Source organism: Streptomyces sp. NBC_00400 (genome assembly GCF_036048035.1).
Taxonomy (GTDB): domain Bacteria; phylum Actinomycetota; class Actinomycetes; order Streptomycetales; family Streptomycetaceae; genus Streptomyces.
In genome coordinates this window covers 4,744,384-4,755,846 of the sequence record NZ_CP107940.1, presented here as the reverse complement: position 1 = coordinate 4,755,846, position 11,463 = coordinate 4,744,384, and the positions used below count along the sequence as shown (strand labels likewise).

Sequence of the window (11,463 nt, the reverse complement as noted above, 5' to 3'; positions counted from 1 at the left end):
GCGAAACGGCGGGACGGCCGACAACGTGGGAAGCCCCCTACACGTTGGGCCGCCCCTCCGCCCCCGCCGCCCGCGCCATCTCCGAAACCTGCGCCAGCATCGGCATGGGGTCCACCCCGACCGACCCCGGCAGCACCTCCGCCACCCGCTCCGGCGTCCAGCCGCCCCCGTCGGCGTACACGGAGCGAAGCTCCCTCGGCTGGGCCCACACGGCGATCTTGGGCCCGGCAACCGTGTACACCTGCCCGGTGACCTCCCGGGCCCGGTCACTCAGCAGATAGACGACCAGCGCCGCCACGTCCTCCGGTTCGCCGATCTCCGTCAGCTTCATCGGTACGTTCGCCGACATCCGCGTCCGCGCCACCGGAGCCACCGCGTTGGCCGTCACCCCGTATTTGTGCAGCCCCAGCGCGGCGCTCCGCACCAGCGAGATGATCCCGCCCTTCGCGGACGCATAGTTGGCCTGGGACACCGAGCCCTGATGGTTCCCGCTGGTGAAGCCCACCAGGGTGCCCGAACCTTGCCGGCGCATGACGGCCGATGCCGCCCGGAAGACCGTGAACGTCCCCTTCAGGTGGGTGGCGACCACCGGGTCCCACTCCTCCTCGGACATGTTGAAGAGCATCCGCTCCCGCAGGATCCCGGCCACGCACACCACACCGTCGATCCGTCCGTACTGCGCCAGCGCGGTGTCCACGATCCGCTGCCCGCCGGCCATGGTGGACACGTCGTCGGCCACCGCGACCGCCACGCCCCCGGCGGCCTCGATCTCCTTCACCACCGATGCGGCAACCTCGCTGCTGGGTCCGGCGCCGTCGACGGAGACCCCGTAGTCGTTGACGATCACCTTGGCGCCCTGGTCCGCGCAGGCGAGAGCCACCGCCCGGCCGATACCGCGGCCCGCCCCCGTTACGGCGATCACTTTGCCGGCCAAGAAGTTCCCCATGCCGTGACCCTTCCCGCAGTTTCTGACGGACCGTTAGATTTTTGAGCAGACACCGGACGAACACAAGACCCGGGGCGCACCGAACCCGGCCATCCCGAGGAGGGCCCATGACCCTGCCGCAGGAGTTCCATGACATCGCCGGGCGCGTGAACAACTGGGGGCGCTGGGGCCCGGACGACGAAATCGGGACCCTCAATCTGATCACCGAACAGGCCGTACGGGAGGCCGCCGGCTGCGTCCGCAGCGGCCGCCGCATCCCGCTCGCCCTCCCGCTCCGGCAGGACGGCGTACAGACCGGCGTGATCCCCGGCCGGGTCAACCCGCTGCACACCATGACCGCCATCAACCAGGAGATCTTCGGCCCCGGTACGGTCGCGACGACGGACGACGCGGTCACCATGGGCCTCCAGGCCGCCACCCACTGGGACGGCCTCGCCCATGTCTCCCACTCCGGACGGCTCTACAACAACCGCCCCGCCGACTCGGTCACCGCCCACCACGGCGCCACCTGCCTCGGCATGGAGAAGGCCACCCCGATCGTCTCCCGCGGAGTCCTCCTGGACGTGGCCCGCGCCCACCGCACCGAGCAACTGCCCGGCGGTCACGCCGTCACACCGGAAGACCTGGACGCCGCCGAGGGACAGGCCGGAACGGAGGTACGGGCCGGCGATATCGTCCTCGTACGGACCGGGCAGCTGCGGCACTACCTGGCCGGCGACCGGCAGGCCTACGCATTCCCCTCACCCGGCCTGTCGCTGCGCACCCCGGAGTGGTTCCACGCGCGCGACGTCGCGGCGGTCGCCAACGACACCCTGACCTTCGAGATCTTCCCGCCGGAAATCGAGAACCTGTGGATGCCGGTCCATGCGCTCGATCTCGTCGAGATGGGCATGCCGCAGGGCCAGAACTGGAATCTGGAGGAGCTGGCCACAGCTTGCACGGAGGCGGGACGCTGGACGTTCCTGCTGTCCGCGGTGGCCGAACCGTTCGTCGGAGGCTCCGGGGCGCCGGTAGCGCCCGTGGCGATCCTCTGACCAGCCGTTGACGATCTTCTGGCCGGGCCGCGGCACTCCTCAAGCCTGGGACCGGGGCCGCACCGGGCCGCCGGCTCCGACGGCCGGCGGCCCGACGGCGCCCGGCCGGCCAGGTGGCGATGCGCTCGTGCGCGCCCCGAGCACGGCACCGCGGACCGCCACCCGTCCCCGCCGCTACGGGGCCTGCCGGGCCGCGATCCGCACTCGCCAAGACCCTGGACCAGAAGCCCGGCCCCCCACGGCCTCGGCGTCCCCTCGCGGCGCATCGCTTCACCCAAGGGTGATCAACTGGTCACGCCACGTCAACACCTGGTCCGGATTGATTCCGCTACACCCGTTTTGCCGTTTCTGTCGCACCTGCCGCGTCCACCGGCAAAACAACGCCGCGCCTCGGCACGGCCCGAAGCGGTCAGGCCTGGTGCGTCACGGCGCGCGTCGCTGCGCGAGAGGCTTCATAGGCCCCCAGATCGGACCCTGACGCCAGCAGCAGCGGCTGGCCGCGGTCCACCTCGCACCAGATCCGCTTGCCGCCGCCCTCCTGCTGCCACCCCCAGCGGTCGGCCAAACCGTCGACCAGTTCCAGGCCGCGGCCGTTGGTGTCGTCGCCGTCGGCGTGCCGCTGGCGCGGCGGGCGGGCGCTGGCGTCCACCACTTCGACCCGGACCGTCCCGACCACGGCACCCGATCCGGAGAAACACATCCGCAGCTCGGCCGCCGCGCCGGTGTGCACCACGGCGTTGGTGACGAGCTCGGAGATCAAAAGGATCAGCGTCTCCGCAAGTGGCTCGTCGGCCCCTATACCGGAACCCACGAGCCGCGACCTGGCCCACCGCCGGGCCCTCCCCACCTCCGCGGGGTCGGGCCGTACGTCCAACTGAACCTGAAGCACCTGCACCGCTCACACCATCCGAACCGGCGGAAACATCGCCTCGCGCCTCCACGGAGTCACGGTGCGTGACCCCGGTGGAGCACAGCATGGTTGACGTTGAGTCACCCCAACAAGCGCTTCGGGCATATTCCAGCGCAAGGGAGTATGCATCCTGCATACTGTGCGACGCACTTTGCGGGGAGTCGAACAGGGGGGGGCGATCGGGCCCCGCCCAAGGGCGAGCGGCGCGCAGTCCGTACCCCGGAGCCGTCTTTCCGACGACACCGGGCCCGTTGCGCCACAGAACCACTCGCACCCCACGGAGGGTACCCGAGCGGAACACCGACTCCCCCCTGTGACGAGTCACGCCTAGGACACAACCCGATATCGACCCTCCGTGACCACTTCTGCATGGCGAGTCCGACATATCGCATACGCGTTGTCACGACCTGACATCGCCGGGCATCACGCACCACCCCATACCGCCACCCACCACCACGCACCCCCGCGCACCACCAAGCACCACCTCCGCGGCCCTCGCGCCGCCGCCGTCAGGCGATCAAGCCCGCCGCCAGCAGTTCTTCCGCCTCACACGCCACTTCCCAGCGCTCGGCCCGCAACCAGGCCCGCTTGAGATGCAGATGAACATCGGCCTCCCAGGTGAAGCCCATTCCGCCGTGGACCTGCAGACAGTCCCGTGCGTTACCCACCGCGGCCTCGTCGGCCAGCAGCTTCGCGGCCGCGACATCGAGAACACGTTCCGTGACCGCCGCCGCATATACCGCACTTCGGGCGATTTCCGCCCGTACCAGCATCTGCGCGCACAGATGCTTGACCGCCTGGAACGAGCCGATGGGCACACCGAACTGCTCGCGCACGCGGGCGTGGTCCACCGCCATCTCGACCGTGCGGGCCGCGCTTCCCAGTTGCTGGGCAGCGGTGAGCAGCGCGGCCTCGCGGCGGAGCCGGGGAACATCCAGGGCCAGCGGCGCGGTACGGGGCAGATCCATGACGCGGGCGAGCGGGGTGAGGGGGTCGATGGAGGTGAACGGGGCGCAGACCACTTGGTCCGGCGCGCTCCGGTAGGCGCCGCCCGTGCGCCCGTGCGCGCCCCTGACCTCACCCCGGACTTCGTCCCCGGCCCCACCCCCGAGCCGGCCCCCGGGCCCGTCACCGCGTCCGCCCTCCACTCCCCCCTCCACAAAGATCAACTCATCGCACTCCGCCGGGTGTTCCCACAGCACCGGATCCCGCTCCGCCTCGCAGAGCCCGACGGTCTTCTCGCCGGCCGCGACCCCGTCCACCGCCCCGGCCAGCAGCTGGCACGCCACCAGCGGCCCCGGCAGCAGCGCGCGCCCGGCCTCCTCGAAGACCAGCACCGCTTCCGGCAGCCCGAGCCCCACCCCGCCGGCCTCCTCCGGCAGCCGCAGCGCAAAGAACCCGGCCTCTCCCAGCTCGCGCCACAGCGCGCGGTCCAGCGCCGGTTCGTCCACCGCGGCCCGCAGCCGTTCCCGGCCGAACCGCCCGGCCAGCAGCTCGCGGGTGCCGTTCTGCAACGCCCGCTGGTCATCGGTGAGTTGGAAGTCCACCGCCCGGTCACCGCCCCTTCGGCAGGCCGAGGATCCGCTCGGCGACGATGTTCTGCTGGATCTGCGAGGTACCGGCCGCGATGGTGTACGAGAGGGACGAGAGCCGGTCCGCGGCCCACTCGTGGTCCGCGTCCAGCGCGCCGGCCCCGAGCACCTGGGCCGCCGTGTCGTACAGCTCCTGGCGGACGTGCGAATAGCGGAGCTTGAAGACCGAGCCGCCGATTCCCGGGACGCCACCGCCGCCCGCCCGCCCTCCGGCGCCCGGCGGGCCCCCCATGGCCTCGCTGACATTCCACTGGATCAGCCGCCACAGCGCGGCGAACTCCGCATGCAGCCGGCCCAGCCTGCGGCGCAGCACGGCATCGTCCCAGCGGCCGTTGGCGCGCGCGGCCCGGGCCAGCGCGCCGAGCACCCGGCGGCAGGCCACCACCTCGCCGACGAAGGCGGTGCCGCGTTCGAAGGACAGCGTCACCATCGTCACCCGCCAGCCGTCGTTCTCCGCGCCGACGCGGTTGCCGACCGGCACCCGCACCTCGTCGAGGAACATCTCGGCGAACTCCGTCGAGCCGGCCAGGGTGCGCAGCGGCCGGACCGTCACGCCCGGTGCGTCCATGGGCATCGCCAGCCAGCTGATGCCGTGATGCCGGGGCGCGGCCGGGTCGGTGCGGACCAGGAGTTCGCACCAGTCGGCGACCTCGGCGTGCGAGGTCCAGATCTTGGCGCCGCTGACGACGTAGCTGTCCCCGTCGCGTACGGCCCTGGTCCGCAGCGCGGCGAGGTCGGAGCCGGCGTCCGGTTCGCTGAAGCCCTGGCACCAGGTCTCCTCGCCGCGCAGGATCGGCGGCAGCCAGCGGGCGCGCTGTGCGGCGCTGCCCTCGACGGCGAGGGTCGGCCCCGCGTGCAGCAGCCCGACGAAGTTCGCGCCGACATAGGGCGCCCCGGCACGCTCGGTCTCCTCCAGGAAGATCAGGTGCTGAGTGGCCGTGGCACCCTGCCCGCCGGCGTCCCGCGGCCAGTGCAGGCCCGCGTATCCGGCGTCGTACAGCATCCGCTGCCAGGCGGTGTCATACGCCCGCCGGCCGGGCCAGTCGGCCGCGGCGGGCTTCTCGGGGAGCCGCGGCAGCACCTCGCCGAGCCAGGTGCGCAGCCCGGCCCGGAAGTCTTCCTCTTCCGGTGTGTACGTGAGGTCCATGGGGGCTACCTGCGGAAGAAGCGGCAGAGGGGACGCCGGCCGGGCGGATCGCCGTCGGCGGGAGCGCAGGACGCCGCGGGAGTGCAGGACGCGGCGGAAGCGCAGGAGGCGGCGGGCGGTTCGGGAACCGGCTCGCGTATCCCGCCGCGCGGCAGCTCCATCACGTTCCCCATCGTTGTCCCCTCACCGAGATTCTGATGGACCGTCAGAAAAAGGCTAACCCCGCCCCCTCTGGACCGGCAAGGCACCGGCCCCTACTCTCGACGCCAGGTCTGACGATGCGTCAGCTATGCCGCGAGGAGGGCCGGATGACCGGCCCGAGGAGGGCCGGATGACCGGCACCACACTCTGGGACCTGGTCGCCTGGCGCGCCCGCCGCACCCCCGGCGCCACCGCCCTCATCCAGGGCGCCGCGTCCGCCCGGCACGAGCGGCACCTCACCTTCGGCGCCCTGCACCGGCGCGCGGAACGGGTCGCGGCCGGCCTGTACGAGCGAGGCGTACGACCCGGCAGCCGGGTCGTCTGGCAACTGCCGACTTGCCTCAATACCGTGCTGCTCAGCCTCGCCCTGGCCCGCATCGGCGCCGTCCAGAGCCCGGTCGTCCCGCTCTACCGCGACCACGAGGCGGGCCAGGTGCTGCGCCGCACTCGTGCCGCGTTCCTCGCCGTCCCCGGCACCTGGCGCGGCTTCGACCACCGCGCGATGGCGCACCGGCTGGCCGCCGCTCTGCCCGGGCCGCTCACCGTCATCGACGCGTACGACACCCTTCCCGACGCCGACCCGGCCGTCCTGCCCCCACCGCCCACCGACGCCGGCGAGGTCCGGTGGATCTTCTGGACCTCCGGCACCACCGCGGGCCCGAAGGGCGTCCTGCACACCGACCACAGCCTGCGCACGGCCGGCCGCTGCCTGGCCGACGCGCTGCGCCTTCGCCCCACCGACATCGGCTCGATGGCCTTTCCGTACGCCCATGTCGCGGGCCCCGAGTACACCGTCCTGCTCCTGCTGCACGGCATCCCGGCCGTCCTGCTGGAACACTTCGCGCTGCCCGGCTCCCTCGCCGCCTACCGCCGCCACCACGTCACCGTCGCCGGCGGCTCCACCGCCTTCTACTCCCTGTTCCTGGCGGAGGCGCGCAAGCTGCCGCCGGGACGCCGGCTGCTGCCGTCGCTACGACTGCTGGCCGGCGGCGGGGCGCCCAAACCCCCGGGCCTCTACCACGAGGCCGTCGCCGGACTGGGCTGCCAACTCACCCACGGCTACGCCATGACCGAGGCCCCGATGGTCACCATGGGCGATCCGCACGACAGCGCCGAACACCTCGCCACCACCGACGGCCGGCCACCCGCCGGGATGGAGATCCGTATCGCCCCCGGCACCGGCGAAATATCCGTGCGCGGCCCGGCCGTCTGCCGTGGCTACCTCGACGAGCCCGACCCGTTCGACCCCGACGGCTTTCTCCCCACGGGCGACCTCGGCCACCTCACCCCCACCGGCCACCTCGTCATCACCGGCCGCCTCAAAGACATCATCATCCGCAAGGGCGAGAACATCTCCGCCCAGGAGATCGAGGAACTTCTCCACCGGCATCCGGGCGTGGCCGATGCCGCGGTCATCGGACTGCCGGACGCGGAGCGCGGGGAACGCGTCTGCGCGGTCGTCGAACAGCCGCCGGGAGCAGCGGAGTTGACGCTCGACACGGTCTTGGCCCACCTCCGCTCCCAGGACCTTGCCCCGCACAAACTCCCGGAGCAGCTGGAGGTGCTGGCCGCCCTGCCGCGCGGGGCGACCCTGCGCAAGGTGCTCAAAGGGGAGCTGCGGGAGCGGTTCGGGGCGGTGGCGGGGCGGCGTCGGGACGTGTCATGACCGTGTGAGGTGGCGGACGACGGTGACCAGGGCCCAGGAGTGATTCCATGACCGCGCACACGCCTACCGCCCCGTCCGTCCACCGCCGCGCGCTGATGAAGGCGAACACCGCCTTGTCCCGTCTCTCCCGATAACCCCGTGACCCGCCCCTCCACGAGTGCGCCGGGTGTCCGCCGCGGGCCCCCATGCCGACACCTGCTGTCCTCCTCACCCTCTACGGTCACCCCATGAGTCACTCGCGACCCCGTATCGACACCGCCGCGCGCCGTGCCCGCCTGGGGCGGCGGCACCTGCTCGCGCCCGCGTACCGGGCGGACCGTACCGAGGAGGTGGCCGATGCGGTCGTGGGGCTGCATGCCACCGATCCGGCGACCGTCCATCTGGCGGCCTGCGCCCGGCTGACCGCTCCGGACCCGGCCGACGTGGAGCGCGCGCTGTACGACGAGGGGTCGCTGGTCCGGCTGCTGTGCATGCGCCGCACGCTCTTCGCGGTCAGCGCCGAGCTCGCACCGGTCGTCGCCTCGTCCACCGCGAAGACGATCGCCGCCAGGGAGCGGGCGGGGATGGTCAAGTGGCTCGCCGAGGGCGCCCCGGGCTGGGACGAACGGCGGCTGGCCGGTGTAGAGGCGCGGACGCTGGCCGCGCTGAGCGCACACGGCGAGGCGACCGCGGCCGAACTCGCCGCCGAGGTGCCCGACCTGCGCGACACCATCGTGAACTCCCCCGGCAAGCCGTACCAGGCCACGGTCGCCGTCTCCAGCCGGATTCTGCGGGTACTGGCCGCCGAGGGCCGCATCCGGCGCGGGCGGCCGCGCGGCGGCTGGACCAGCAGTTCCTACCGCTGGCGGCCGGGCACCGCGTTCGCCGAGCTGCCCGCCCCGCCGGCTCCCGAGGCGCGCGCCGCCCTCGCCGGCCGCTGGCTCGCCTCGTACGGGCCGGCGACCGTCGACGATCTCAAGTGGTGGACGGGCTGGACGCTCACCGCCACCCGGCAGGCACTGGCCGCCGCCGGTGCCGCCGAGGTGGACCTGGACGACGGCACCTTGGGCGTCGCGCTGCCCGGTGACCTCGCACCGGTCGACGCACCCGAACCCTGGGCCGCCCTGCTGCCGGCCCTCGACCCCACCGCGATGGGCTGGAAGAACCGCGACTGGTACCTCGACCCGGACCACGTACCGCAGCTCTTCGACCGCAACGGGAACATCGGGCCGACGGTGTGGTGGTGCGGCCGGATCATCGGCGGCTGGGCCCAGCGCGCGGACGGCGAGATCGTCTGGCGGCTGCTGACGGACGGTGGGGGCAGCGAGGCCGCCGCGGCGGTGACGGCCGAGGCGGCCCGGCTGGCGGCCTGGATCGGGGACGTCCGCGTCACCCCGCGCATACGGACTCCGCTGGAACGGGAGTTGAGCGGCTGACGGGGGTGAACGGGTGGCCGGGGGTGAACGGGTGACGGCCCCGGCCGGCCGCCTCAGCGCGGCCGGTAGGCGCTCGTGGCCTGCTCGTACAGCTCGTCCACCTCGTGCCGCCCGCTGTCCGGGCCGATGACGAGGACGAGGTGGTAGCGGCCGTTGTGGATCATCGCGAGGTTACGCACATACACCTCGCGTCCGCTGCCGTCACGCCAGGAGAAGGTGCCCTCGGCCATCGCCGTCTTCCCGACGTCGATCCGCTGCAGACCGGAGGCCGAGGCCCAGCCGGAGGAGCGGTACGGCGCCAGCTCGGCTTCCTTGTTCTGCATATACGCCATCGGGTCGGTGCCGGAGTGTGCCGTCGTGTCGCGGCCGGGCACCACCACCAGCTCGTAGTCCCCGCCGACGTACCGCACCTGGCCCCGGTCGTTCGCCCCGCGCCGCTGCCAGCCCTTGCGGACCGCGACCTGGAAGCCCGCGGGGTCGGTGCGGACCTCGAAGTCCTTGGCGACCGCCGTCGGCCCGTTGGCCCGCGGCGCGCCGGTGCCGGACGGGCCGCCGTCCCCCTCGCCCTTGTCCTTGGGCGGAGTGGGGGACGCGGGCGCCGCGCCCGAGGTGCCCGCACGGTCCGCGCCTCCCCCGCCGGTCTTGGAGTCCTCACCGGACTTGGGCAGGAACGCCATGGCGTAGATGACCGCGCCGACGAGGAGGAGCAGGATCACGGTCAGCAGCAGCCGGCCGAGCGGGCGCGGCGCACGCACCGGGCGCGCCGGGCGCGACACGTCACCCGGGCCCCCCTGGCCGACATGGCCTACCTGGCCGACCTCGCCCAGCGTCTGCTGCTCATACAGCTCCCCGTCAGCGGCCCCGCCGTACCCCCAGGGCTCAGCCGGCTCGGCACGCCGCTCCGCCCGGGTCTGCCTGGGCGGCCGGAGCGGCTTGGGCTGCTTCGGGGGACGGGGCGTGCGGGGCGCCGCGGCGAGCGGGGCGGACCGCTCCGGGTCCGGCGCCGGTGGGACGGGCGGTGCGGCCGCGGCGGCCGGCGTCCCGTCCGCCCCGGCGACGGCCGGTGCCGGCTGCGGCCGTACCCGCCGCGACGTCCGGGTCTTCTTGTGGCGTCCCTTCCGGACGAGTTCACCGCGACGCCGCACGATCGGCAGCCGCCGCGGATCGGCGCCCTGCGACGCCGGCATCGTCACCAGCCTGCTGCCGGCCTCCGGCTCCGGTGCCGTACGGATCAACGAGTGAAGCCAGCCGCTCAGCTCCTCGAAATCCGGACGGTCGGCGGGGTCCTGACGCAGCAGGGACTCGACGACGGGACGCAGCGCCCCGCACTCCTCGGCGACCGCGGGCGGCTGCGAGCAGACCAGCTGCGCCAGTTCGACGGCGCTGTCCTCCGGGAACGGCGGCTGCCCCTGCACGCTCCGGTAGAGGAGCGCACCGACCGCCCAGAGGTCGGTGGCCGGGCCGACCGGCGGCGCCAACTGCCAGTTCTCGTGGACGGGTCCGGCCTGCTCCGGTGCCCAGCGCTCGGTGACCGGGCCGATGACGGTCAGTCGCGTCTGCCGGGCCCGCTCGGCGGCGAGCACGGCGGTGGGCCGGCCGTATGCGGTGGTGGCGGCGCCGTCAGCCGGGGGCTTGGTCAGCGAGGTCGCGGCGGAGGCGGGCCGGTCCGCAGCAGACTCGTCGGAGGCGGGCCGGCCCGCCCCGGCCCCGTCGGAAGCAGGCCCGCCGGAAGCGGCCCCGCCGGAAGCGGGCCCCTCCGCTGCGGTCCCGTCGCCATCCGGCTGCTCCGCCGCGGACGCACCGGAAGCGCTCCCGCCCCCGCCGGACGCCTCGCCTCCGCACAGCGCCTCCTGCGCCGCGCCCACCGCCAGGCCGGTCAGGATGGCCCGGCCGTCTTCACAGACCAGGACCGTGCGGGCGGTGATATTGCGGTGGAGCCAGCCGTTGGTATGCAGCACCCGCAGCGCGGTGAGCAGGTCCGCGGCGATCTCCGCGGCGCGGTGCGGGGACAGCGGCCGCGCGGCGAGCAGCGCGGACAGCGGGCGGGCGGTGAGGAGTTCGGAGACGATCCAGAGGCTGCCGTCCTGCGCAAAGGCGTCGAAGACCTGCTCCAGCCGGGGGTGGTCGGCCAGCTGCGCGGCCGTGGTCGCGGCCTCCAGCGCGCGTCGTACGGCAGGATCGCGCGGGCTGCGGTCGGCAACCCCGGCCGTGCCCTCCGCCGTCCCCCGCGCGGCGCCGAAGCGGCCGCCGCCGGGCCTCCGCTCGGCGGGCCCCCGCTCGCCGGGCCCTGCCGTCGCCGCCCCCACGGCCTCCGCCCCGACGACCTCCGCTTCGACGACCTCCGGCAGCGGCACCTGACGGATCAGCACCTCCTGCCCGCTGAAGGTGTCGAACGCCCGGGTCTCGGTGAAGTCGTCGTCGCCGAGGGGCCGCAACGGCAGGCGGTAACGCTCGGCGAGCACCCTTCCCGCGTACTCGTCCACGACGCCTCCCCGCAGCGCGCACTGTGTCTACCGTCGCGCCGGAGCCGCCCGTCGGCGCTGGCGCCTCCG

8 protein-coding genes are annotated in these 11,463 nt (G+C 73.5%); 3 read left to right on the top strand and 5 right to left on the bottom strand.

What is annotated here, in order from left to right; all coding sequences use genetic code 11:
• Positions 1-37 precede the first annotated feature (37 nt).
• Positions 38-946, bottom strand: coding sequence for an SDR family oxidoreductase (locus tag OHS81_RS20835; protein WP_328386187.1), 909 nt, complete (start codon positions 944-946; stop codon positions 38-40).
• A 107-nt stretch (positions 947-1,053) separates the two neighbouring features.
• On the opposite strand from OHS81_RS20835, the gene OHS81_RS20830 reads away from it, so the two are divergent.
• Positions 1,054-1,980, top strand: a complete 927-nt coding sequence (locus OHS81_RS20830; protein WP_328386186.1) for a cyclase family protein — start codon at positions 1,054-1,056, stop codon at positions 1,978-1,980.
• Between the two features lie 409 nt (positions 1,981-2,389).
• Here OHS81_RS20830 and OHS81_RS20825 read toward each other — a convergent pair whose 3' ends face one another.
• The 3 genes from OHS81_RS20825 to OHS81_RS20815 all read right to left on the bottom strand — a co-directional run bounded on the left by OHS81_RS20825 (position 2,390) and on the right by OHS81_RS20815 (position 5,629).
• Entirely contained in the window at positions 2,390-2,875 is a 486-nt protein-coding gene (locus OHS81_RS20825) for an ATP-binding protein (RefSeq protein WP_328386185.1), read from the bottom strand.
• A gap of 524 nt (positions 2,876-3,399) precedes the next feature.
• Entirely contained in the window at positions 3,400-4,437 is a 1,038-nt protein-coding gene (locus OHS81_RS20820; RefSeq protein ID WP_328386184.1) for an acyl-CoA dehydrogenase family protein, read from the bottom strand.
• Positions 4,438-4,444: 7 nt separating this feature from the next.
• Complete coding sequence (locus tag OHS81_RS20815) at positions 4,445-5,629, bottom strand: acyl-CoA dehydrogenase family protein (RefSeq protein ID WP_328386183.1); 1,185 nt, start codon at positions 5,627-5,629, stop codon at positions 4,445-4,447.
• Positions 5,630-5,960: 331 nt separating this feature from the next.
• On the opposite strand from OHS81_RS20815, the gene OHS81_RS20810 reads away from it, so the two are divergent.
• Together OHS81_RS20810 and OHS81_RS20805 are read left to right on the top strand one after the other, a co-directional pair.
• The gene (locus OHS81_RS20810; RefSeq protein ID WP_328386182.1) at positions 5,961-7,496 is read left to right on the top strand and encodes a class I adenylate-forming enzyme family protein; all 1,536 of its coding nucleotides are present in this window, start codon (positions 5,961-5,963) and stop codon (positions 7,494-7,496) included.
• A 227-nt stretch (positions 7,497-7,723) separates the two neighbouring features.
• Positions 7,724-8,911 (top strand): winged helix DNA-binding domain-containing protein, encoded by a 1,188-nt coding sequence (locus OHS81_RS20805; protein ID WP_328386181.1) that lies wholly within the window; start codon positions 7,724-7,726, stop codon positions 8,909-8,911.
• 53 nt (positions 8,912-8,964) lie between these two features.
• On the opposite strand, the gene OHS81_RS20800 is transcribed toward OHS81_RS20805, so the two are convergent.
• On the bottom strand, positions 8,965-11,394 hold the full coding sequence (locus OHS81_RS20800; protein WP_328386180.1) for a protein kinase: 2,430 nt from the start codon (positions 11,392-11,394) through the stop codon (positions 8,965-8,967).
• Positions 11,395-11,463: the final 69 nt, after the last annotated feature.